General features: G+C 67.0%; 21 protein-coding genes. 7 read left to right on the top strand and 14 right to left on the bottom strand.

The window, feature by feature from the left end:
• Positions 1 to 17: 17 nt before the first annotated feature.
• The gene (locus QMX82_RS16190; RefSeq protein ID WP_282285385.1) at positions 18 to 650 is read right to left on the bottom strand and encodes a 2OG-Fe(II) oxygenase; all 633 of its coding nucleotides are present in this window, start codon (positions 648 to 650) and stop codon (positions 18 to 20) included.
• A gap of 178 nt (positions 651 to 828) precedes the next feature.
• On the opposite strand from QMX82_RS16190, the gene QMX82_RS16185 reads away from it, so the two are divergent.
• Positions 829 to 1566, top strand: coding sequence for a DUF2059 domain-containing protein (locus QMX82_RS16185; RefSeq protein ID WP_133862572.1), 738 nt, complete (start codon positions 829 to 831; stop codon positions 1564 to 1566).
• Positions 1567 to 1572: 6 nt separating this feature from the next.
• Here QMX82_RS16185 and QMX82_RS16180 read toward each other — a convergent pair whose 3' ends face one another.
• Entirely contained in the window at positions 1573 to 2511 is a 939-nt protein-coding gene (locus tag QMX82_RS16180; protein WP_282285382.1) for an alpha/beta hydrolase, read from the bottom strand.
• A 182-nt stretch (positions 2512 to 2693) separates the two neighbouring features.
• On the opposite strand from QMX82_RS16180, the gene QMX82_RS16175 reads away from it, so the two are divergent.
• From QMX82_RS16175 to QMX82_RS16160, 4 genes are read left to right on the top strand one after another with little or no spacing between them, the layout of a single operon-like run.
• Positions 2694 to 3164 (top strand): MarR family transcriptional regulator, encoded by a 471-nt coding sequence (locus tag QMX82_RS16175; protein ID WP_187980189.1) that lies wholly within the window; start codon positions 2694 to 2696, stop codon positions 3162 to 3164.
• Positions 3165 to 3167: 3 nt separating this feature from the next.
• Positions 3168 to 4622 (top strand): efflux transporter outer membrane subunit, encoded by a 1455-nt coding sequence (locus QMX82_RS16170; RefSeq protein ID WP_208692506.1) that lies wholly within the window; start codon positions 3168 to 3170, stop codon positions 4620 to 4622.
• A gap of 16 nt (positions 4623 to 4638) precedes the next feature.
• Positions 4639 to 5850, top strand: coding sequence for an efflux RND transporter periplasmic adaptor subunit (locus tag QMX82_RS16165; RefSeq protein WP_282285373.1), 1212 nt, complete (start codon positions 4639 to 4641; stop codon positions 5848 to 5850).
• A gap of 55 nt (positions 5851 to 5905) precedes the next feature.
• The gene (locus QMX82_RS16160) at positions 5906 to 7432 is read left to right on the top strand and encodes a DHA2 family efflux MFS transporter permease subunit (RefSeq protein WP_133862577.1); all 1527 of its coding nucleotides are present in this window, start codon (positions 5906 to 5908) and stop codon (positions 7430 to 7432) included.
• Positions 7433 to 7440: 8 nt separating this feature from the next.
• Here the strand turns inward: QMX82_RS16160 and QMX82_RS16155 are convergent, their stop codons facing one another.
• The 3 genes from QMX82_RS16155 to QMX82_RS16145 all read right to left on the bottom strand — a co-directional run bounded on the left by QMX82_RS16155 (position 7441) and on the right by QMX82_RS16145 (position 9611).
• Entirely contained in the window at positions 7441 to 7815 is a 375-nt protein-coding gene (locus QMX82_RS16155; protein WP_282285369.1) for a c-type cytochrome, read from the bottom strand.
• Positions 7812 to 8624, bottom strand: coding sequence for a bifunctional DNA-formamidopyrimidine glycosylase/DNA-(apurinic or apyrimidinic site) lyase (gene mutM / locus QMX82_RS16150; protein WP_093256224.1), 813 nt, complete (start codon positions 8622 to 8624; stop codon positions 7812 to 7814). Before mutM ends, QMX82_RS16155 begins: the two co-directional genes overlap by 4 nt.
• Before the next feature lie 162 nt (positions 8625 to 8786).
• Positions 8787 to 9611, bottom strand: coding sequence for an HDOD domain-containing protein (locus QMX82_RS16145; RefSeq protein WP_208695039.1), 825 nt, complete (start codon positions 9609 to 9611; stop codon positions 8787 to 8789).
• Between the two features lie 220 nt (positions 9612 to 9831).
• On the opposite strand from QMX82_RS16145, the gene QMX82_RS16140 reads away from it, so the two are divergent.
• Complete coding sequence (locus tag QMX82_RS16140) at positions 9832 to 10371, top strand: type 1 glutamine amidotransferase domain-containing protein (RefSeq protein ID WP_208692510.1); 540 nt, start codon at positions 9832 to 9834, stop codon at positions 10369 to 10371.
• A 315-nt stretch (positions 10372 to 10686) separates the two neighbouring features.
• On the opposite strand, the gene QMX82_RS16135 is transcribed toward QMX82_RS16140, so the two are convergent.
• From QMX82_RS16135 to QMX82_RS16100, 8 genes are all read right to left on the bottom strand, one after another.
• Positions 10687 to 11277: an LON peptidase substrate-binding domain-containing protein gene (locus QMX82_RS16135; RefSeq protein WP_208692511.1), complete on the bottom strand. Its 591-nt coding sequence runs from the start codon at positions 11275 to 11277 to the stop codon at positions 10687 to 10689.
• Between the two features lie 89 nt (positions 11278 to 11366).
• On the bottom strand, positions 11367 to 12074 hold the full coding sequence (locus tag QMX82_RS16130) for a PqiC family protein (RefSeq protein ID WP_208692513.1): 708 nt from the start codon (positions 12072 to 12074) through the stop codon (positions 11367 to 11369).
• Between the two features lie 85 nt (positions 12075 to 12159).
• The gene (parC, locus tag QMX82_RS16125) at positions 12160 to 14412 is read right to left on the bottom strand and encodes a DNA topoisomerase IV subunit A (RefSeq protein WP_208692515.1); all 2253 of its coding nucleotides are present in this window, start codon (positions 14410 to 14412) and stop codon (positions 12160 to 12162) included.
• Positions 14413 to 14531: 119 nt separating this feature from the next.
• On the bottom strand, positions 14532 to 16430 hold the full coding sequence (parE, locus tag QMX82_RS16120) for a DNA topoisomerase IV subunit B (protein ID WP_282285354.1): 1899 nt from the start codon (positions 16428 to 16430) through the stop codon (positions 14532 to 14534).
• A gap of 7 nt (positions 16431 to 16437) precedes the next feature.
• On the bottom strand, positions 16438 to 17046 hold the full coding sequence (locus QMX82_RS16115; RefSeq protein WP_208692518.1) for a YqiA/YcfP family alpha/beta fold hydrolase: 609 nt from the start codon (positions 17044 to 17046) through the stop codon (positions 16438 to 16440).
• A 93-nt stretch (positions 17047 to 17139) separates the two neighbouring features.
• A complete protein-coding gene (cpdA, locus tag QMX82_RS16110; RefSeq protein ID WP_208692519.1) occupies positions 17140 to 17964 on the bottom strand; it encodes a 3',5'-cyclic-AMP phosphodiesterase in 825 nt (274 codons plus the stop codon).
• Positions 17965 to 18086: 122 nt separating this feature from the next.
• Complete coding sequence (locus QMX82_RS16105; RefSeq protein WP_187980199.1) at positions 18087 to 18542, bottom strand: DUF1249 domain-containing protein; 456 nt, start codon at positions 18540 to 18542, stop codon at positions 18087 to 18089.
• Complete coding sequence (locus tag QMX82_RS16100; protein WP_133862587.1) at positions 18533 to 19153, bottom strand: NUDIX domain-containing protein; 621 nt, start codon at positions 19151 to 19153, stop codon at positions 18533 to 18535. Before QMX82_RS16100 ends, QMX82_RS16105 begins: the two co-directional genes overlap by 10 nt.
• A 186-nt stretch (positions 19154 to 19339) precedes the next feature.
• Between QMX82_RS16100 and QMX82_RS16095 the strand changes: the two genes are divergently transcribed.
• Positions 19340 to 20089 (top strand): RsiV family protein, encoded by a 750-nt coding sequence (locus QMX82_RS16095; protein WP_282285340.1) that lies wholly within the window; start codon positions 19340 to 19342, stop codon positions 20087 to 20089.
• Positions 20090 to 20295: 206 nt separating this feature from the next.
• Here QMX82_RS16095 and cytX read toward each other — a convergent pair whose 3' ends face one another.
• Entirely contained in the window at positions 20296 to 21558 is a 1263-nt protein-coding gene (gene cytX, locus QMX82_RS16090; protein WP_282285339.1) for a putative hydroxymethylpyrimidine transporter CytX, read from the bottom strand.
• Between the last annotated feature and the right edge of the window lie 45 nt (positions 21559 to 21603).

Below are 21603 nucleotides of genomic sequence, written 5' to 3'. Positions count from 1 at the left end.
CGCCGCCAGTCTACGCCCTAGGCCTGCAGCGGATTGTCGCCACGCCGGCGGAACCAGCCGGTCAGCGACAGCCGCTCGCGGGTGGCCGGCAGCACCTCGTGGGGCAACTGACCGGAGAGAAAGCACACCAGGCTGCCGCCCAGGGGCAGGACATCCTGCTGGCGCTGCTCGTCGAGATACAGCCGCAGCTCGCCGCCCTGCTCCGGCAACCAGGCGTCGTTGAGATAGAGCACCAGGGAGACCATGCGCCGGTCATCGTCGCGGAAGCGATCCAGGTGCCGCGCATAGAAGGCGCCGGGCGGATAGAGGGCGAAGTGGCTCTCGTAGTCTTCCAGCCCCAGGAACAGGGAGCGGTTGAAGGCCTCGCGCAGGGTGTCCATGAGGTGCAGATAACGCTGCACGCCGGGATGGGCATCGTCCGGCTCCAGCCAGGCGATATGGTCGCCTCGCACCCCTTCGCGGATCAGCGGGCTTTCGCCGCGACCGATGCCGGCGCGCTCCAGCTCACCGCGGGCGTGGCGCAACCGGCACTCGGCGGCCAGCTCGGTGGTGAGGTCCAGGGGCAGGAAGATGCTCTGCCGCGACCAGCCGTGCTCGGCGAGATCGTCGACGATACGTTGCAGCAGGGGATGCTCGGGGTGCAGCGCCATCGCGGAAACCGTCAGAACCGGGCCAGGCCGGCGGGATGCCGAGTGTAAGAGAAGTCGGCCACGGCTGCGCGCCTGCCTTGACCAGGCGACGAATGCCCGGGATGAGCGCCTCGACAGCCAGCCTGGGGTTGCCGACAATGGCGGACTTTCCGGCTCTGCGCCGCTGCCCGAGGTGTCCATGCGCGTTTTGTTCGCTTCCCTGCTTTTCGCCATCAGCCTGCCCGCCCTGGCCGACGATACGGTCAGTCTCTATCAGGCCGCAGGTTGGCCCGAGCAGCGCGGACACTTCCGCGACGCCCTGCAGGCTGCCCAACAGCGCTACCAGAACAGCCTGCCGCCGGCGCTCTACCAGAGCCTGGTGGACAACAGCAACAAGCGCTACACCGCCGCGGCCATCGATCAGCGCGCCCTGGCCGCCTTGCGCCAGAGCCTGCCGGCCGACGGCCCCGCCCTGCAGTTCTTCCAGTCGCCGGTGGGCCGCAAGGTGGTCGCCGCGGAAATCGCCGCCACGCGCAGCGATCAACTGGCCAAGAACGCCAATGGCGTACCCCAGATGCAGGCCAGCCCGGCCCGGCGTGCCCAGGCCAAGCGCCTGGCCACTGCCCTGCCCGTGCGCGAAGCCGGGGCCGAGGTCAGCGTGGCCCTGGCGGGTCTCGCCGCCGACAGCCTGAGTTCGATGCTGCCGGGCCTGCTGGGCCAGCAGCAATCCGGCGGCATGATCGAGCAGCAGCGCCAGCGCTTCATCCAGCAGATGAATGCCGGTGACCTGGAAAACACCCTGCTCTATGTCTATCGCCCCCTGAACGACAGCGAACTCGGCCAGTTCGCCGACTTCGCCAGTTCGCCCAATGGCAGCGCCTACTACCGCGCCGCCGTGGCGGCCCTGCGCGCCGGCCTGGGTGGCGGCGGCCAGTAAGGCGACTCAGGCGAGACGCTCGTCCAGCCAGCGGAAATAGCGCTGGCGCAGGGCTTCGGTCTCGTTGACCAGATGGTGCCGCGCCTCCGGCAGGCGCAGCACCTCGGGTCGAGCGAACTTGGCTTCCAGCACCCCCAGGTTGTGCCTCCAGTCGACGGTGAAATCCTGCTCACCCTGGATCACCAGCAGGCTGCGGGTACTGGCCGGCGCCCGCTCCAGTTGCGGGATCCAGCGTGCCAGGGCGCCGACCCACTGCGCCGGCAACTCGCGTGGCTGCAGACCATCCTGCTGCAGGAAGTCGAGAAAGGCCGGATCCCCGGAATTCACCGAGAAGCGTCGCGGCAAGGCGCGCACGAAGGGCTTCACCAGGCGATAGGTCCACAGCCCCTGACGCCAGGCGTGGGGTCTGACCAGGGGCGCCAGCAGGATCGTCTCGCCCAGTTCGGGGGCGGGCTCACCGCGCAGCAGATAGTCCAGCAGGATGGCGCCGCCGGTGCTCTGGCCGAGCAGGTGCCAGGGCCGCGGCAGGTCCAGGCGCCGGGCCTCGGCGATCAGGGCCGTCAGAGCGGTCTGGTATTCGCCGAAGTCGTTGATGCTGGCGCGGGCCCCACTCGACAGGCCATGCCCGGGCAGGTCGCAGGCCAGCACCGCCCACTGCCGTGACAGGGCCCAGTCCACGACGTGGCCATAGAGGCCCATATGGTCGTAGTAGCCGTGCAGCAGCAGCAGGCTGCCCCGCGGCTCGCGCGGCCACCAGCCCTGCACGGCGAGCTGGTAGCCGCCGGCGGCCAGCGCGCCCAGGGCCACGGTCACCTCCGGCCGCGCGCGGCTGTCCGCCAGGCGGTAATGGGCCCGATAGCTCTGGTGGTCGAAATCCGGCGGCAGGTCGCGCCGCAAGGGCACCAGGGCCTGGCGCAGGCGGTCTAGATCGAAGAGAGGCGTCATGGCTCGGTTCAGCGTGAAGTGGCCGCCATGATCGGTGTCCAGGCAGCCGCAGGACAAGGGTTCGCCAACAGACTTTTCCAATTGTTTCAAAATGCGCAACTCTGCCCTGCGCAAAGGTGTCTGAATATTTCGCTGCCTAGGCAGTATTCTGGATACGCTTGATTGCCTGGGCAGATACTGCAATGTCACATTTCGACCGTAGCAACTTTCCGCTGCGCAATTCCGTAGGCCACCTGATCCACCTGGCGAACCAGTACAAGGATCGCGTGCTGGACAGTCACCTGGCGCCCTACGACATCACCGCTGCCCAGTTCAAGGTGCTGCTGCTGCTCGCCCGCGACCAGACCGATACCCCGGCCGAGCTCAGTCGCTGCCTGTCCCTCGACAGCGGCGCCATGACCCGCATGCTCGATCGCCTGGAGGCCAAGGGCCTGTTGCGCCGCGTGCGCAGCCTCAGCGACCGCCGCCAGGTACGCCTGGAACTGACCGAACAGGGTCAGGCCCTGAGCAGTGAACTCATGCAGATCGCCGTCGACGCGCTCAATGACCTGACCCACTGCCTGGACCGCCAGGAACTGGACGACCTCGAACGCCTGCTGCGCCGCCTGCTCAGCCCCTCCGGCCTGCTGCCGGAGACCTCTGGAGACCTCTGACCCATGACCTTTCGCCTGCCATTGACCGCCCTCTGCGCCGCCCTGCTGCTGGCCGGCTGCGTGTCGTCCGAAGGGCTGCACACCCAGGGGCGCGCCGTGGATCCGGCGACGCTCAAGGGCGAAGCCACCTTTGCCAGCGATCGCCTCTCCCCCGCCCAGTGGCCGAGCGCCGACTGGTGGACCCGGCTGGGCGATCCGCAACTCGACAGCCTGATTCGCGAGGCCCTGCGCGACAGCCCCTCGCTGCAGGAAGCCGATGCGCGCAGTCGCCAGGCCGATGCCGCGGTGCTCGCCGCCGACGCCGATCGCTATCCGCAGATCGACGCCAGCGGCGGCGTGACCCGCTCGCGCCTGGCACGGCCGGACGACCCCCTCGGCCAGGGCGACCGCTACAGCACCCTGCGCCAGTTCGATGTGAGCGGCAGCTACAGCTTCGATCTCTGGGGCGGCCAGCGCGCCGCCTGGGAAGCCGCCCTCGGTCGTGCCCGCGCCGGCGAGGTGGATCGCCAGGCCGCGCGCCTGACCCTGGCGGCCAACGTCAGCCGCGCCTACAACCAGCTCGGCCTGGCCTATGCCAGCCTGGACGTGGCCCAGCAGGACCTGGAACGCACCCGCGGCATGCTCGACCTGGCCCAGCGCCGGGTCGACGCCGGCCTCGACAGTGACTACCAGCTGCAGCAGACCCAGAGTCTGGAAGCCAGCTCCGCCTCGGCCCATACCGCCGCCGAACAGCAGGTGCGCACGGCGCAGATCCGTCTCGCCGTGCTGCTGGGCAAGGGGCCCGACCGCGGTGCCCAGCTCCCGCGGCCGAAGCTGATCGCTCCCGCCGCGGTGAATCTGCCGGCCCAACTGCCCGCCGAACTGGCCGGTCGCCGCCCGGACCTGATCGCCGCCCGCTGGCGCGTGGAGGCCGCGAGCAAGGACATCACCGCCAGCAAGACCAACTTCTATCCCAATCTCAACCTGACGGTGGCCGCCGGCAGCAAGGCCATCCTCGGCGATGCCCTGTTCGGCGGGCCGGCCCGCTTCTTCAACGTCGGCCCGGCGCTGTCGCTGCCGATCTTCGACGGTGGCCGCCGCCGCTCCGATCTCGCCAGCCGGGACGCCGACTACGACCTGGCCGTGGCCCAGTACAACCAGACCCTGGTGCAGGCGCTGGGCGACATCGCCGACGCCATCACCCGCCAGCGCTCGCTGGACCAGCAGATCGTCGAGCAGCAACGGGCCCGCGACATCGCCAAGAGCTCCTTCGACATCGCCACCCAGCGCTATGGCGCCGGCATCGGCAACTACCTCGACGCCCTGACCGTCGAGCAGCAACTGCTGCAGGCGGAGCGCCAGCTGGCCAGCCTCCGGGCCGATCGCATCGACAGCGGCGTGCTGCTGATGCAGGCCCTGGGTGGCGGCTTCCAACCGTCCAATCTGCCGCCGGCACCCGCCGCCGCGGCCACACACTGATACCGAGAGCCCGACCATGGCCGATTCCGCCGCAACCCCCAATGACAATGCCCAGGAGCAGAAACCGCAGCGCTCCGGCAAACGCAAAGTCCTCCTGCTGCTCCTGCTGCTGGTGGTGATCCTGGCTGGCGTGGGCGTCTACTGCTACCACCTGTTCTATGGCCGCTTCCATGCCAGCACCGACGACGCCTACGTCAACGGCAACCTGGTGCAGATCACGCCCCAGGTCATCGGCACCGTGACCCGCATCGCCGTGGACGATGGCGACTTCGTTCGCCAGGGCCAGCCGCTGGTGGAATTCGATCCCAGCGACACCGCCGTGTCCCAGCAGAGCGCCGAGGCCAACCTGGCCAAGACCGTGCGCCAGGTGCGCGGCCTGTTCAGCAACGTCGACAGCTACAAGGCCCAGGTGGCCGCGCGGCGCGTCGAGGTCGAGCGCGCCCGTGCCGACTACGCCCGCCGCCAGCAACTGGCCAAGGGTGGCGCCATCTCCAAGGAAGAACTGGCCCATGCCCGGGACACCCTGGTGGCGGCGCAGAGCTCCATGACTTCCGCCCAGCAGCAACTGGACACCAACCAGGCGCTGGTAGACGACACCGAGATCGCCTCGCACCCGGACGTCAAGGCCGCCGCCGCCCAGCTGCGCCAGGCCTATCTGAACCATGCCCGCAGCACCCTGGTGGCGCCGGTCAGCGGCTATGTCGCCAAGCGCTCGGTGCAGGTCGGCAGCCGCGTGCAGCCCGGTGCGGCGCTGATGGCCGTGGTGCCCCTGGACCAGATCTGGATCGATGCCAACTTCAAGGAAACCCAGCTCGCCGAGATGCGTATCGGCCAGCCGGTGGAAATCCATTCCGACCTCTATGGCGACGACGTGCGCTATCGCGGCGTGGTGGAAAGCCTGGGCGTGGGCACCGGCAGCGCCTTCTCGCTGCTGCCGGCGCAGAACGCCACCGGCAACTGGATCAAGATCGTCCAGCGCCTGCCCGTGCGGATCCGCCTGGAAGGCGACAATCTGGACAAGCATCCGCTGCGCATCGGCCTGTCGACCGTGGTCGACGTCGACCTGCACGACCAGGACGGCGCCCGCCTGCCCACCACCACGCCGCAGCAGCCGCGCTACAGCACCGACGTCTACGACCATCAGCTGGCCGATGCCGATCAGCTGATCCAGCAGATCGTCCACAACAACGGTCCGGCGGCGCGCGCCGCGGGCGTCGCCAAGCGCTGACAGCCAAGGAGGCTCCCTGGCGAGCCTCCCCGTCCACCCCTTCTGGTAATCCGTCATGAGCGATAACGCCTTTCGCCCGGCGAGCCTGGTGCTCGCCACGGTGGGCCTGTCCCTGGCCACCTTCATGCAGGTGCTCGACACCACCATCGCCAACGTCGCCCTGACCACCATTTCCGGCAACCTCGGGGTGAGTTCGGAACAGGGCACCTGGGTCATCACCGCCTTTGCCGTGAGCAACGCCATCGCCCTGCCACTGACCGGCTGGATGGCGCGGCGCTTCGGCGAGGTCAAGCTGTTCATGGCCGCCGTGGTGCTCTTCGTCATCACCTCGTTCCTCTGCGGCATCGCCACCTCCATGCCGGAACTGGTGATCTTCCGCGCCATGCAGGGCTTCGTCGCCGGCCCGCTCTATCCCATGGCCCAGACCCTGCTGCTGGCGATCTTTCCGGCGGCCAAACGCGGCATGGCCCTGGCGCTATTGGCCATGGTGACTGTGGTGGCGCCCATCATCGGCCCCATCGCCGGCGGCTGGATCACCGACAACTACAGCTGGCCGTGGATCTTCTTCATCAACATCCCCATCGGCATCTTCGCCACCCTGGTGGTCTGGAGCCAGCTGGGCAAGAAGCCGGAAAAGCTGGTGCACCAGCCCATCGACTATGTCGGGCTGATCCTCCTGGTGCTGGGCGTAGGCGTGTTGCAGGTGGTGCTGGACAAGGGCAACGACCTGGACTGGTTCGAATCCAACCTGATCTGCCTGGGCGCGGCCTTTTCCGCCGTGGCCCTGACCGCCCTGGTGATCTGGGAGCTGACCGACAAGCATCCCATCGTCAACCTGCGGCTGTTCCGCTATCGCAACTTCAGCTTCGGCACCCTGGCGCTGGTACTGGGCTATTCGGGCTTCTTCGGCATCAACCTGCTGCTGCCCCAGTGGCTGCAGACCCAGCTCGGCTACACCCCGGTATGGGCGGGTCTGGCCGCGGCGCCCATCGGCATCCTGCCGGTGATCCTCTCACCGCTGGTGGGCAAGTTCGCGCACAAGACCGACCTGCGCCTGCTGGCCGGTGGCTCCTTCCTGGTGATAGGGGCGTCCTGCTTCATGCGCGCCACCTTCAACAACGAGGTGGACTATCGCCACATCGCCGAGGTGCAGACCTTCATGGGCCTGGGCGTGGCGCTGTTCTTCATGCCCACCACCAGCATCCTGCTGTCCAGCCTCAAGCCGTCGGAGCTGGCGGACGGCGGCGGTCTGGCGACCTTCCTGCGGGTGCTGGGGGGCAGCTTCGCCTCGTCCTTGACCACCTGGCTGTGGCAGCGCCGCGCCATCCATCACCATGCCCAGCTGACCGAGGACGTCACCGTCTACAGCCCGGCGACCCAGCATTACCTGGACGCCCTCGGCGGGCCGTCGCAGCAGGCCTATGCCCAGCTGGACAAGGTGGTGGAGAGCCAGGCCTACATGCTCTCCACGGTGGACTACTTCACCCTGCTCGGCTGGATCTTCATGGGCCTGTTCCTGATCATCTGGCTGGCCAAGCCGCCCTTCGCGGCCAAGCCGGGGGCCGGTGGCGGCGACCACTAGCCCGGCATTCAGGGAGTGCCGGGCTGGGTCTCCAGGTAGTCGGCGATGTCGCGCAGATCCTCGGCGTCGCCAATGCCCCAGAATCTCATCTTGGTGCCCGGCACCTTCCGCTCGGGATCGCGTAGAAAGGCCGCCAGGGCCTCGCGATCCCAGGCGAAACCGGCCTGGCGCATGGCGTCGGAATAGTTATAGCCGGCTAGGCTCCCGGTCTGGCGCCCGAAGAGGTCATTGAGCTGGGGGCCGAAACCGGACTGGGCGCCCGGTCCCACCGAATGGCAGTTGTGGCAGCGGCGCAGGAAGAGATTGCGGCCGTTGTCGGCATCCGCCCAGGCCGCCTCCCCGCCGAGCAGCGTCAGCAGGACCACCCCGGCCAGGGCTTTCATCGCTGGCACTTGCGGCAGTAGACGCTGGCACGCTGGCCAAGGCGGATCTCCTGCAGCCCCGTGCCGCAGACCTTGCAGAATTCGCCCTTGCGCCCGTAGACGAACAGCTCCTGCTTGAAATAGCCCGGCGCCCCGTCCCCGCCGATGAAGTCGCGCAGGGTGGTACCGCCGCTTTCGATGGAGCGCGCCAGGACCTTCTTGATCTCGACGGCCAGGCGCTCGTAGCGCGCCCGGGAAACGCTGCCAGCGGCCCGGCGGGGATCGATACCCGCGGCGAACAGTGCCTCGGCGGCGTAGATGTTGCCCACCCCCACCACCACGGCGTTGTCCATGATGAAGGGCTTGACCGCCATGCTGCGCCCGCGCGACAGCTCGAACAGCCGACCACCGTCGAAGGCCTCGGTCAGCGGTTCGGGCCCCAGCTTGCTCAGCAGCACATGGGCATGGGGATCCTGGGTCCAGAGCAGCGCACCGAAGCGCCGTGGATCGGTGTAGCGCAACGACAGCCCGGATTCCAGCTCGATGTCGACGTGCTCGTGCTTGGCCGGCGGCTGGTCGGCGGGCACCAGGCGCAGACTGCCGGACATGCCCAGGTGACCGATCAGGGTACCGCTCTCGGCGCGGATCAGCAGGTACTTGGCCCGTCGCTCGACGGCCTCGATGCGCTGCCCGGAGAGGCGCACGTCCAGATCCTCGGGTACCGGCCAGCGCAGCCGGCCATCGCGGACGATGACCCGGCGCACACGCTGACCGACGACATGGGGCTCGATGCCCCGGCGAGTGGTTTCGACTTCAGGTAATTCGGGCATGAGGATCCAGGAGACTTATTCCAGAGATTTGGCTTAAAAGGCGCCGAGCGAAGGTCAGGCAAGGCGAAAAACAGCGAGGAAGCGGAGTTTACAAAGGGTAAATGAGCATTCCGAGCTGGTTTTCAACGCCGCCTGGCCGAGCGCAGGCCCTTTTAACCAAATCTAGTAATTGATCCGACCGCTGCCCATCTCAAGGATGGTTTCCTTGAGCGACTCGAAGTCGTATTCGGACAGGCCGACGTGATCCAGCACCCGCGGCGCGATGGCCTGCCATTCGTGGTCCTCGTCCTGGCCACCCAGGGCGCGATAGCAGCGGCAGATGTGCTCGGCCATCTTCAGCAGCGCCAGCAGATTCTTGATCTGGATGTCGGTGGACGAATCCTCGTCGAAGACCGACTGGGCGTTGTGGTGATTGGCGATGGCCTGGCCGACGTGTTCCGGCAGGCGCCAGGAGCGGGAGATGAAATAGCCCACCACGGCGTGATTGGTGTTGAAGATGCGATTCTCCACGTCCACCACCCGCACCTGCTCGTTGACGCTGGCATAGGCCTCTTCCAGCACCGCCATGTAGTTGGGGAAGCGCTTGAGCATCAGCGGGATGCCGCAGTTGTGGAACAGACCCAGGGCATAGGCCTCGTCCGGGGTCGGGTAGCCGGTCTTCTTGGCCAGACTCAAGCAGGTCTCGGCCACGTCCTGAGCGGTGTCCCAGAAGCGGTTGAGGATGACGATGGTCTCGTCGGTGAGTTCGCCCTTGATCGACTGGGCGTTGATCAGGTTGATGACCGACTGGCTGCCCAGCAGGTTGACCGCCCGCTGGATCGAGGTGATGCGATTGCTGAGGCCGAAATACGGCGAATTCACCAGCTTGAGCAGGGCGCCCGAGAGTCCCGGGTCCTGGCCGATCAGGCGGGAGATGACCTTGAGATCGGGGTTGGGCATGAGCTGTTCGAGTTGCAGATCCACCATGATCTGCGGCTGCGGCGGAATGCTGATGCCTTGCAGGGCCTGACGGATCTGCTCCTCGGTCAGCTGAGGGGACGCTTGGGACATGGGGACTACTCTGCTAGGGATGTCACAAATTTACTCCGCGCCGCCCGACGATGCCATCGGGCGCGACGAAGGAACTTCGCGGGGGCAAAACGGGCCGGATTCAGGAGCGCTGGCAAAAGGCTAGCCCAACCGAATTCCAATCGAGGTATCCGCAACCATGGCTACATCCCTGAACGGCAAGAAAATCGCCATCCTGGTCACCGACGGCTTCGAGCAGGCCGAACTCACCGGTCCCAAGCAGGCCCTGGAGCAGGCGGGCGCCCAGACCCACATCATCTCCGCCGAGAACGGTCAGGTGCGCGGCTGGGACGGCACCGAGCCGGCCGACAGCTTTCCGGTGGACCTCACCTTCGCCGCAGCCAATGCCGGTGACTATGATGCCGTGCTGCTACCCGGCGGCGTGGTCAATGCCGACACCATCCGCATCGACGCGCAGGCCCAGCAGCTGACCAAGCAGATCGCCGACGCCGGCAAGCCGGTCGCCGTCATCTGCCACGGTGCCTGGCTGCTGATCTCCGCCGGCCTGATACAGGGCAAGACCCTCACCAGCTGGCCCTCGCTGACCGACGACCTCAAGAATGCCGGCGCCACCTGGCAGGACCAGGAGGTCATCGTCGACGGTCAGCTGGTGAGCAGCCGCAAACCGGACGACATCCCGGCCTTCAATCGCGAGTTCATCAAGCTGCTGGCCGGCTGATCCAGAAAGAATGGCACTTTGATCTCATAAGACGGAACTGTGGCAAAGTGCCAGAGTCTTATCGAGTGCCCCCAAAGCACTTTTAGCCCGCCCTGCCCGGCGGGCTTTCTTTTGCCCGGCGTTTGGCCGCGAGCCTGTTCAGAATCCTGCGAGCTAGAGCCAAACCAGGCGTAGATGGCCCCGCAAAAACACTTGAGGAAGCGGATCGGACCCGCGCTCGGGTTTACACGGGGCAAATAGGTTTTCCGACGGGGCTGGCCTTCCAGGGTGTTTGCGATGCCGCCTGGCCGACACGCAGCAGATTTTGAACAGGCTTCAGGCGTGGAAATCACCTTGCAGATCCACCAGATGGCGCTCGATGTCGGCCAGGCGCTGGCCCTGATCGCTCATGCCCAGCCAATCCAGCTTGAGGTGCGCCTCGAATGGCAGCAGGTAGGCCAGCTGGCAACCCAGGGCCTGGCGGTCGGCAACCTCGCCGCCCATGTCCAGGCTGGCCACCATCGGATGCTGGGCCAGGGCCGCCAGCAGCGCCATCAGGTCGGCGTCGCCATCGCGTAGCGGCTGGGGATCGGTTTCCGGGAGCCACTCCACCTCACCCACCACCAGGTGATCGGGCTGTTCTTCCTGACTCAGCAGGCGAAAGCGTCGACCGCCTTCGATGCGGATACCCAGCAGGCCGTTGCTCTGCTGCTGCCAGTCGCGGATCAGCGCCTCGCAACCGTAGGCACCCAGGCGATTCGGCGCGCCACCGGTCTCGTGGCCTTCGAGGATGGTCACCACGCCAAAGCTGCTGCCTTGCTTGAGGCAGCGACCGAGCATGTCCAGATAGCGGGCTTCGAACAGCTGCAGATCAAGGCGGCAGCCGGGGAACAGGGTGGTATTGAGCGGAAACAGGGGCAGCGTCATGAAACCTCCGGGGCTTGAGGGTCCTGCTGGATAGAGCATCGAGCGCCGCCGAAGGCTCCCGCGCGGCGACGCGCGGGAGCCTGGTCGGGTCAGAAGCGATAGACCTCGGCGCCGGTGCGGATGGGCACCACAGCCGGCAGCGTTGGCCGGGCCTGGGCCTCTTCGACAAGTTTCTTCGGCTCCTTGCGCGCCATCTCGGTCTCGCGGCGGCCGCGCTGGGCGACCTTGGTGAGATCGGTGGCCAGCCGCGCCGACAGTTGTTGCAGCAATTCGCCCTGGGCCCGCACCTGGGCCGCGCGATCACCCGCGTGCCGGGTCTGCAGGTAAATCACCTCGGTGTCCAGCAGCCGGCCCTGGCCGTCGCGCAACTGCCAGCTGGCATCGAGGGTGGCAGGCGCCTGGTCACCGGCATCGAGGCGGGTCACCACCAGCTCCACCCGGTACTGCGGATCGAAGCCCGCGGGCTGTTCACCGACGATCACCCGCCCACTGTTCAGCCGACCGGCGAGCTGCCGCTGCAGCAACTGGCGCACGTTGGCGTCGAGCGGTCCGGCCCAGTGGTCGCGGGTGGTCTTGAGACTGCCGTCGGGCTGGCGCTCCAGCAGCACGTCGCGCTGCAGGTAGTCGGCCAGCTGCAGGCTTTCGACCCATACCGCAAGGCCGCGCTCACTGCTCGCCGGCGCACGCGCATTGCCGCCGTCGAGCTGGTAGTAGTGACTGGGGCCGAGGCTGGCACAGCCACCCAGGCCGGCCAGCAGGCCAACCAGCGCCAGCCTGGCAAGACACATCCGTTTCATCGAGGCTCTCTCTCGACGGGCAGCGAGGCCCGGCGAGTCCTGGTCGAAAAAATCCGGGCTATGCTAGCGGCTGACCGCGGGCGGCTCAAGTTTCCACCTGCAGCGAGTCCACCCGCTGGAAGCCCCGAGGCAGCTTGTTGCCCCGCCGGCCGCGCTCGGCACGATAGTGCTCCAGGTCGCTGCCCTTGAGGGTATAGGGCCGTTTGCCGGCCTGCAGCGTGAGGGAAGCGCCGGCCGGCACCACGGCCAGGTCGACCACGTATTCCTCGCGCTTGGCGACCCGTTCGCCGGGAATGGAGATCAGCTTGTTGCCCTTGCCCTTGGCCAGTTGCGGCAGCTCGGTGATGGCGAACACCAGCAGCCGCCCTTCGTTGGTGACCACCGCGAGGGAGGTGTCCTCCAGGGAGGCCACCGGTTTCGGAGACAGTACCCTGGCACCATTGGGCAGGCTGATCAGCGCCTTGCCGGCCTTGTTCTTGGCCTGCAGGTCCTCGCCCTTGACCACGAAACCATAGCCGGCGTCCGAGGCCAGGACATAGAGGCCACTGTCATCCGGCAGCAGCAGACATTCGAAGCTGGCCCCCGGCGGCGGCGTCAGCCGGCCGGTCAGGGGCTCGCCCTGGCCACGCGCCGATGGCAGCGAATGGGCGGCGACGGAATAGCTGCGGCCGGTGGAGTCGATGAAGACGGCGAACTGGTTGGAACGCCCCAGGGCCGCCGCCTTGAAGCCGTCGCCGGCCTTGTAGGACAGCCCGGTCGGATCGACGTCGTGGCCCTTGGCCTGACGCACCCAGCCCTTCTCGGAAAGCACTACGGTCACTGGCTCGGTGGGCATGAGCTCGGTTTCGGACAGCGCCTTGGCCTCGGCCCGGGCGACGATGGGCGAGCGGCGAGCGTCGCCATAGGTCTCGGCATCCTTGATCAGTTCGTCACGGACCAGGTTGCGCAGCTTCTTGTCGCTGCCCAGCAGGGTCTGCAAGCGCTTCTGCTCCTTGAGCAGTTCGGCCTGTTCGCCGCGGATCTTCATCTCTTCCAGGCGCGCCAGCTGGCGCAGGCGGGTCTCGAGGATGTAGTCGGCCTGGTCCTCGGAGAGTTCGAAGCGGGCCATCAGCGCCTGCCTGGGATGCTCTTCGGTGCGGATGATGTGGATGACTTCATCCAGATTGAGGAAGGCGACCAGCAGGCCATCCAGCAGGTGCAGGCGACGCTCGACCTTGTCCAGGCGGAACTGCAGGCGACGGCGTACGGTGCCGATGCGATAGATCAGCCATTCCTGGAGGATCTGCCGGAGGTCCTTGACCTGGGGCTTGCCGTCCAGGCCGATGACGTTGAGGTTGACCCGATAGCTGGATTCGAGATCGGTAGTGGCGAACAGGTGCTGCATCAGCTCGTCGGCATCGATGCGGTTGGAGCGCGGCACGATGACGATGCGGGTCGGATTCTCGTGGTCCGACTCGTCGCGCAGGTCGGCCACCATGGGCAGCTTCTTGGCCTGCATCTGGGCGGCGATCTGCTCCAGCACCTTGGAACCTGAGACCTGGTGTGGCAGCGCGGTAATGACCACGTCGCCGTCTTCGCGGCGATAGACGGCACGCATGCGCACCGAGCCGCGACCGGTCTCGTAGATTTTGCGCAGGTCGGCGCGGGGCGTGATGATCTCGGCTTCGGTGGGGAAGTCCGGGCCCGGCACGTGTTCGAGCAGTTCGGGAATCCCGGCGATGGGATCGTCCAGCAGGCGTATGCAGGCGGCCGCCACCTCGCGCAGGTTGTGCGGCGGGATGTCGGTGGCCATGCCCACGGCGATGCCGGTGGTGCCATTGAGCAGCAGGTTGGGCAGCCGCGCCGGCAGCACCGCCGGCTCGTTCAGGGTACCGTCGAAGTTGGGCACCCAGTCCACGGTGCCCTGCCCCAGTTCGTTGAGCAGCACCTCGGAATAGCGCGACAGGCGTGCCTCGGTGTAGCGCATGGCCGCGAAGGACTTGGGATCGTCCGGCGCGCCCCAGTTGCCCTGGCCATCCACCAGTGGATAGCGATAGGAGAACGGCTGCGCCATGAGCACCATGGCTTCGTAGCAGGCCGAGTCGCCATGGGGGTGGTACTTACCGAGCACGTCACCCACGGTGCGGGCGGATTTCTTGTGCTTGGCGTCGGCATCCAGGCCCAGTTCGCTCATGGCGTAGATGATGCGGCGCTGGACCGGCTTGAGGCCGTCGCCGATGTGCGGCAGGGCGCGATCCATGATGACGTACATGGAGTAGTCCAGATACGCCTTCTCGGTGAAGTCGGCCATCGATCGGCGTTCGACGCCATCCAGGCTCAGGTCGAGGGGTGCACTCATGGGGGTCCTTTGGTGTTACGTCTTTGATCGGGGGGCCCGGTCCATCGCGGTCATGGACCGCTCCTACGGGAGCTGTAGGAGCGGCCCATGTCCGCGATAGGCACGGCCAGAACGGGTATTCAGAGCAGCACTTCCGCGCGATCGCCCTTGGATTCCAGCCAGCTCTTGCGGTCGCCGGATCTTTTCTTGGCCAGCAGCATGTCCATCATCTCGAGGGTGGCGGGCACGTCGTCGAGGGTCAGCTGCACCAGGCGCCGGGTATTGGGGTCCATCGTGGTCTCGCGCAGTTGCAGCGGATTCATCTCGCCCAGGCCCTTGAAGCGGGTCACCTGGGGCTTGCCGCGCTTCTTCTCCGCCGCCAGGCGATCGAGGATGCCATCCCGCTCGGCGGGATCGAGTGCGTAATGGACTTCCTTGCCGAGGTCGATGCGGTACAGCGGCGGCATGGCCACATAGACGTGGCCGGCATCCACCAGCGGCCGGAAGTGCTGCACGAACAGCGCGCACAGCAAGGTGGCGATGTGCAGGCCGTCGGAATCGGCGTCGGCGAGGATGCAGATCTTGCCGTATCTCAGGCCGCTCAGGTCGGCGCTGCCCGGGTCGATACCGATGGCCACGGCGATGTCGTGCACCTCCTGGCTGCCCAGCACCTCGCTGCCGTCCACTTCCCAGGTGTTCAGGATCTTGCCGCGCAGCGGCATGATGGCCTGGAATTCCTTGCTGCGCGCCTGCTTGGCGCTGCCACCGGCGGAGTCACCCTCCACCAGGAACAGCTCGGAACGCATCGGATCCTGACCGGCGCAATCGGCCAGCTTGCCGGGCAGCGCCGGGCCCTGGGTGATCTTCTTGCGCTCGACCTTCTTGCCCGCCTTGAGGCGGCGACCGGCGTTGTTGATGGCCAGTTCGGCGATCTGCTGGCCCAGCTCGGGATGGGCGTTGAGCCAGAGGCTGAAGGCGTCCTTGACCACCCCGGCGACGAAGGCCGCGGCCTCGCGGGAGGACAGGCGCTCCTTGGTCTGGCCGGAGAATTGCGGCTCCTGCATCCTCATCGAGAGGACGAAGGCGATGCGCTCCCAGACGTCTTCCGGGGCCAGCTTGAGGCCACGCGGCAGGAGGTTGCGGAATTCGCAGAATTCGCGAATGGCGTCCAGCAGGCCCTGGCGCAGGCCGTTCACATGGGTGCCGCCCTGGGCGGTGGGAATCAGGTTGACGTAGCTTTCCTGCACCGACTCGCCGCCTTCGGGCAGCCAGAACAGCGCCCAGTCCACCGCCTCCCGGGCCGAGGCCAGGCTGCCGTGGAAGGGTGCCTCGGGCAGCCGCAGGGCGTCGCCCACGGTGTCGATCAGATAGGATCTAAGGCCGTCTTCATAATGCCATTCGCTGCGCTCGCCGCTGGCTTCGTCGAGGAAGCTCACCGCCAGGCCCGGGCAGAGCACCGCCTTGGCCTTGAGCACATGCTTGAGGCGGCTGACGGAAAACTTGGGCGCATCGAAGTACTTGGGGTCCGGCCAGAAATGCACGCTGGTGCCGGTATTGCGCTTGCCAACGCTGCCGACCACGGCCAGTTCGCTGGCCTTGAAGCCGTCGGCGAAGGCCATGCCGTATTCGTTGCCCTCGCGCTTGACGCGCACCTCGACCCGGGTCGACAGGGCGTTCACCACCGAGATGCCCACGCCATGCAGACCGCCGGAGAACTGGTAGTTCTTGTTGGAGAACTTGCCGCCGGCGTGCAGTTTGGTGAGGATCAGCTCGACACCGGAAACGCCCTCTTCCGGATGGATGTCCACCGGCATGCCGCGACCGTCGTCGATGACTTCGAGGGAATTGTCGGCGTGCAGGATCACCTGCACCTGGCGCGCATGACCGGCCAGGGCCTCGTCCACGCTGTTGTCGATGACTTCCTGGGCCAGGTGGTTGGGCCGCGAGGTGTCGGTGTACATGCCAGGGCGCTTGCGCACCGGATCGAGTCCGGAGAGGACTTCGATGGCGTCGGCGTTATAGGCGTTCTGCGTGGCCATGGGGTCTCTATTCGAAGGTGTTGAAATCCAGCTCGCGCCAGAGCGCCGGGTCGAAGCCGGCCAGCTCTAGCAGCAGCGGCAGCTGGCGATGGAAGCCCTGGAAGCCGTGGTCGCCGCCCTGCTCGATGCGCAGGGTGCAGCCGCCGTAGTAGCGTTCGGCGTCGCGGTAGTCGAGGGTCTCGTCGCCGGTCTGCAGCCAGACGTGGAAGCGCTCGGGATCCGCCGGCGCCGCGACTTCCAGCGCACGCATGGCCTCGACATGGGCCTCGGTGAGCATCCAGCTCTCGCCGGTATGGTGATTGCGCTGGGGCCCCAGGTAATGCTCCATGAAGCGCCAGGGCCGGACCGCCGGGTTGATCAGCACGGCCTTGAGCCCATGGCGCTCGGCCAGGACGGTGGCATAGTAGCCGCCCAGGGAGCTGCCGACCAGCAAGGGGGCGTCCAGCTCGGCCAGTTCGCGCTCCAGTAAAGCGAAGGCAGCGTCGGCATCATTGGGCAGCGCCGGCGCGCGCAAGCGGTCCGCCAGGCCGAGGCGGGTCATGCAGGCGGTGAGCTGCCGCGCCTTCAGGGACGCGGGTGAGCTGTTAAAACCATGGATATAGAGGATCGACGGCATCGGGCCGCTCCTACTGGATAAAAAAACAGGTAAAGAGTAACCCGTTTCGACCCTCGCGACCAAGACAGCCGACCGGCGTCAGCCCGGGCAGCCCTAGTAGCCCGCGGCGCTGTGATCCACGGTGAAGGCATGCTGTTGCAGGCGCGAGACACCGGTCTCCAGCGTGCCGTCGGGCAACAGGCGCAACCAGCGATAGCCCGGGGCCTGGTCACCGGCCTTGAAGTCCTGGCTGCCCGGCTCGAATTGCAGGCCGGTGGAGGGCGAGGCCAGCAGGCGCACGCCGTTGCGCAGCTGATCGAACTCCTGGTGGATGTGTCCCCAGAGCACCACCTTGACCTGGGGATGGCGATCCAGCACGGCGAACAGCTCGTCCGCCCGGTGCAGGCCCAGGGGCTCCATCCAGCCACAACCCACGGGTACCGGGTGATGATGCAGGCAGATCAGTGCCGGACGCTCGGGCGCGGCGCTCAGGGCCTCGTCCAGGGCTGTCAGTTGCGTCGGCTCCAGCTCGCCGAAGACGCAGCCGCGCACGGTGCTGTCGAGCAGGATCAAGCGCCAGGCGCCCAGGTCGGTGACGGTTTCCAGGAAATCGCGATTGCCACAGGCCTTGGCCATGGGCACGTTCTCGTCGTGATTGCCAGCCAGCCAGCGCATGGGGGCATCGAGCGGTTCGGTCAGCTCGCAGAAGCGTTGATAGGAAGCCACCGAGCCGTCCTGGGAGAGGTCGCCGCTGGCCAGCAGCAGATCGATGCGTGGCTGCTCCCGTACCACCTGGGCCACCACCTGTTGCAGGCTGGCTGCCGTATCGATACCCAACAACCGACCATTGGCGCGCGCAAACAGATGGCTATCGGTCAATTGGACGACGAGGGGAGCGTTGACACTATCCGGCAAACTCACCAAAGCCTCCTGGGGCATAAGGGGACAACGAGCGCAGGCAGGGTGCAGAAAAGTTCCCGGGAACTTGCGTGCATGCTTCACATTTTCGCAGCTTGCACCGTGCGAGGGAAGCTACGGCTGTCAGCGTTGCGCTCCAATGCTCATCGCTGCAGGATAGGTTCAGCTTCGTGGCCACAGGCCAGGCAGTGACTCAGCCACTCACCGAGAAACAGGTTCAGCTGACTCTTTTCGTCAGGCTGATACATGGCCCGATTGGGGTAGGGATAGCGTCCGAGCAGGTGGCGGGAGGCCCCGGCCGACACCACTTCCGCCATCCGCGCATCGTGGTAGACGCGCACTTCCAGTTCAGGCACCGGCAGCCAGGGCAGCCCCAGTTCCTGACGCACCCGCAAGACCGTCGTGTAGGGACAGGCCTCGGTGACTTCCAGGGCGAGCACGCCCAGTGGGCGCTCGCCTTGCGACAACATGACGCGGCGCGACACCACGGCTTCGCGCATCTTGGGCAGAAGCCGCATCAGCCGCACGTAGTTGGCCTCGCACGTGGCCTGCAGGCCCGGCAGGTCAACTCGATAGCGATCTCGCAGTTTCAGCCCCATAACCCCCGTACCTCGGCGCGATTGAGCGCCAACCATTGCAGGGCGATGATAGCCGCTGCGTTATTGATTCGACCGTCGCGAACCCCGGCCAGTGCCTCGTCCAGCGACCAGACATGGACGCGAATGTCCTCGCCCTCCTCTTCCAGGCCGTGGACGCCACCGGCATCCGCGGTGCTGCAGCGACCCAGGTAGAGATAGACCTGTTCGTCGCTGCCGCCGGGCGAGGGGAAGTAGGTGGAGATGGGCCAGAGCGATTGCAAGGTCAGCCCGGCTTCTTCCTCGGCTTCCCGATGAGCGACCGCCTCGACGGCCTCGCCCTGCTTGTCCACCAAGCCTGCCACCGGCTCAAGCAGCCAGGGATGAGCGGTCTTTTCCATGACGCCGACGCGAAACTGCTCGATCAGCACCACCTCGTCCCGCGCGGCGTCGTAGGGCAGCACGCAGACCGCATCGGGACGCACGAAGACCTCGCGTTCCAGTTCCGGCCCCAGGGCACCGGAGAACTGGCGGTGGCGCAGCCGGAAGCGGGCCATGCGGTAGAAGCCCTGGAAGCAGATCTCGCGGCTCAGGATTTCAACGGCGGGCGCCTGGGATTCGTTGGCTTCGGTCATGGGCGCTCCAGCGCTGAATGAAGGTGATCAGCTCATCCTAGCGTGCCCCCCGCGCTCGTGCAGCCCCTGGCGCGCCAAGTCGCGAAAAGGACAACAAGCCGGGAAACCTCCGTCCGCCCCTGGCAAACTTATCGAGCCAGACGGGTTCGAAAGCCGTCATTCTCTGTTTCCATGACAAGGAATCCCATGCGTATCCGCCCACTCCTCCTGCTCGCCGGCCTGTTGCTCGGTGGTTGCCAAAGCGTCTTCGGCCCCAACCTCGACAAACCCCTCACGCCTCGCCATCAGGCCTGGGAGCACCGCCCGGCCGGTTGCCAGGGCGAAGACTGCCCGCTGATCAACATCGACTACGTGGAATTCGGCGACCCGGCGCTGGACGCCCTGGTGCAGCGGCACCTGCTGGGCCTGGCCCGCGCCGAGCCGGGTGCGCCCATCCCGGCTTCGCTGGAGAGCTACGAGCGGGACTTCCTCGCCAAGGCGCAGCCACGCTGGAGCAGCTATCTGCAGGCCAAGGTGCGTGAACAGCATGACGGCCTGGTGATCATCGAGTTCTCCAGCTACCTGGCCAATGGCGGTGCCCATGGCCTGGCCGGCCGCGACTTCGTCACCTGGGATCGCCATCTCGACCGGCAGATCACCCTGGGCGACATGCTGGTGCCGGGGCAGGAAGCCGAGTTCTGGCGGCTGGCGCAGCTGTCGCGCGGGGCCTGGATGGTCAGCAACAACGTCGGCGATGCCGACTTCCGCCAGCAGTGGCCCTTCCTCAAGACCAACAACGTGGCCCTGGACTTCGGCGCCCTGACGCTCAAGTACGACATCGGCAGCATCGCCCCCTACGCCATGGGCCATCCGGAGCTGAAAATCCCTTATCCCAAGCTCAATGGCATCCTCAAGGGCGAGTATTTCCCGGGGCGGGGCAAGGCGCGGCAGCCGTAGGACCTGGTCAACCGAAATCATCTGCTGCAAACGGGGTTGATCGCGGCCATGGGCCGCTCCTACAGCGGACTCAATCTTCTGTAGGAGCGGCCGCATCGCCGGACCCATGGCCGCGATACCTCCACCCCAACCCTCCCCCGCACGCGGGAGAGGGGGCAGTTAGGCGTAGGTTGGGTTGAGCGCAGCGAAGCCCAACAGGCCGGCCCCTAAACCCGCTTCAATCCCAACAGCGCCTGCGCGGTGCCGGCCACCACGATGGCTGGCAGGGTCGCGCCCCAGGCGGGGAGCAGGGTCGGCAGCAGGTGGTAGACGGCCACGCCCAGGGCCCAGGCGATCAGGGATTCCAGGCGCAACGCCCGTACCCGCTGCGGAGCCTTGCGGCGGCGCAGCAGGAAGTGATCCACCAGCACCACGCCGAACAGCGGGGCGAACACCGAGCCGATCAGCAGCAGGAAGTGCTCGTACTGGGCCAGGGGCACCAGCAGCGCCAGCAGGGTGCAGAGGATGCCGATGGCCAGGGTCAGCTGCCAGATCTTCACCTGGGCCAGGAAACCCGTCGCCACCGCCGCCGAGTGATAGGCGGCAAAGGCGTTTTCCGATTCGTCCAGCAGGATCAGCAGCAGCGGCAGGCCCAGGCCGGCCACGGCCAGGGCGCGCAGCAGGGCGTCGGCTTCACCGCCGCTGGCGAAAGCCAGGGTGTAGGCGAAGCCCAGGCCCATCAGCCAGAGGTTGCCACAGAAATAGCCCAGCAGGACGCCGCGCCCGGCGCTGCGGCCGGTGCGGGCGAAGCGGGTGTAGTCGGCGATCACCGGCAGCCAGGACAGCGGCATGGCCACCACCAGATCGAAGCCCAGCGCCTGGGTCAGGGAGCCATCGCCCGGACGCTGCCAGAGCGCGCTCAGGTCGGCGCGCAGGAAGAGGTCCAGGGTCAGCCAGGTGCAGGCCCCCAGCAGCAGCCAGATGCCCCAGCGACTGAGAAAGCGGCGCACGAAGGTCAGCGGGCCGGCCACCGCCAGGGCCGTGGCCAGGGCGCCGAACACCAGGGTCCAGAGCACCGGCGAGGCCCAGCTCTGCAGGCCCCAGCTGCCCAGCAGCACGCTGGCCGCCTCGCGCATCACCACCAGTTCGAAGGCGCCCCAGCCGATCAGCTGGGTGATGTTGAGCACCGCCGGCAACAGCGCGCCGCGCTGGCCGAGGCTCTGGCCCAGGGCGCTCATGCCGGCCAGGCCGGTGTCGCTGCCCACCAGGCCGGCAGCCGCCAGCAGCAGCACCCCGACCCCGGTGCCGAGCACCAGCACCAGCAGGCCATCGGCCAGGCCGAGGCCGGGTGCCAGCAGCGCGCCGGCCTGGGCAACCATGAGGCCGATGCCCAGGGAGAACCAGAGGGTGAAGAGATCGCGCCCGCCAAGGACGCGGCGGTCCGCCGGAACGGGGACGGTGGGGGTATAGAGGCCGGGGGCCTGGGCCATGATGGGTCTCGTGAGCAAGGGGTTGAGGGCGCCCGACGTCCTTGG

Source organism: Pseudomonas sp. PS02302 (assembly GCF_029959585.1).
In the GTDB taxonomy this organism is placed as follows: Bacteria; Pseudomonadota; Gammaproteobacteria; order Pseudomonadales; family Pseudomonadaceae; genus Chryseomonas; species Chryseomonas aestiva.
The sequence above is the reverse complement of the archived record's forward strand: the minus strand, read 5'-3'. Positions and strand labels throughout refer to the sequence as shown.

Excerpts from the sequence above, each read along its gene's own strand:
- QMX82_RS16190 (WP_282285385.1), bottom strand. The coding sequence starts at position 650 with ATGGCGCTGCACCCCGAGCATCCCCTGCTGCAACGTATCGTCGACGAT.
- QMX82_RS16185 (WP_133862572.1), top strand. The coding sequence starts at position 829 with ATGCGCGTTTTGTTCGCTTCCCTGCTTTTCGCCATCAGCCTGCCCGCC.
- QMX82_RS16180 (WP_282285382.1), bottom strand. The coding sequence starts at position 2,511 with ATGACGCCTCTCTTCGATCTAGACCGCCTGCGCCAGGCCCTGGTGCCC.
- QMX82_RS16175 (WP_187980189.1), top strand. The coding sequence starts at position 2,694 with ATGTCACATTTCGACCGTAGCAACTTTCCGCTGCGCAATTCCGTAGGC.
- QMX82_RS16170 (WP_208692506.1), top strand. The coding sequence starts at position 3,168 with ATGACCTTTCGCCTGCCATTGACCGCCCTCTGCGCCGCCCTGCTGCTG.
- QMX82_RS16165 (WP_282285373.1), top strand. The coding sequence starts at position 4,639 with ATGGCCGATTCCGCCGCAACCCCCAATGACAATGCCCAGGAGCAGAAA.
- QMX82_RS16160 (WP_133862577.1), top strand. The coding sequence starts at position 5,906 with ATGAGCGATAACGCCTTTCGCCCGGCGAGCCTGGTGCTCGCCACGGTG.
- QMX82_RS16155 (WP_282285369.1), bottom strand. The coding sequence starts at position 7,815 with ATGAAAGCCCTGGCCGGGGTGGTCCTGCTGACGCTGCTCGGCGGGGAG.
- mutM (WP_093256224.1), bottom strand. The coding sequence starts at position 8,624 with ATGCCCGAATTACCTGAAGTCGAAACCACTCGCCGGGGCATCGAGCCC.
- QMX82_RS16140 (WP_208692510.1), top strand. The coding sequence starts at position 9,832 with ATGGCTACATCCCTGAACGGCAAGAAAATCGCCATCCTGGTCACCGAC.
- QMX82_RS16135 (WP_208692511.1), bottom strand. The coding sequence starts at position 11,277 with ATGACGCTGCCCCTGTTTCCGCTCAATACCACCCTGTTCCCCGGCTGC.
- QMX82_RS16130 (WP_208692513.1), bottom strand. The coding sequence starts at position 12,074 with ATGAAACGGATGTGTCTTGCCAGGCTGGCGCTGGTTGGCCTGCTGGCC.
- parC (WP_208692515.1), bottom strand. The coding sequence starts at position 14,412 with ATGAGTGCACCCCTCGACCTGAGCCTGGATGGCGTCGAACGCCGATCG.
- parE (WP_282285354.1), bottom strand. The coding sequence starts at position 16,430 with ATGGCCACGCAGAACGCCTATAACGCCGACGCCATCGAAGTCCTCTCC.
- QMX82_RS16115 (WP_208692518.1), bottom strand. The coding sequence starts at position 17,046 with ATGCCGTCGATCCTCTATATCCATGGTTTTAACAGCTCACCCGCGTCC.
- cpdA (WP_208692519.1), bottom strand. The coding sequence starts at position 17,964 with ATGCCCCAGGAGGCTTTGGTGAGTTTGCCGGATAGTGTCAACGCTCCC.
- QMX82_RS16105 (WP_187980199.1), bottom strand. The coding sequence starts at position 18,542 with ATGGGGCTGAAACTGCGAGATCGCTATCGAGTTGACCTGCCGGGCCTG.
- QMX82_RS16100 (WP_133862587.1), bottom strand. The coding sequence starts at position 19,153 with ATGACCGAAGCCAACGAATCCCAGGCGCCCGCCGTTGAAATCCTGAGC.
- QMX82_RS16095 (WP_282285340.1), top strand. The coding sequence starts at position 19,340 with ATGCGTATCCGCCCACTCCTCCTGCTCGCCGGCCTGTTGCTCGGTGGT.
- cytX (WP_282285339.1), bottom strand. The coding sequence starts at position 21,558 with ATGGCCCAGGCCCCCGGCCTCTATACCCCCACCGTCCCCGTTCCGGCG.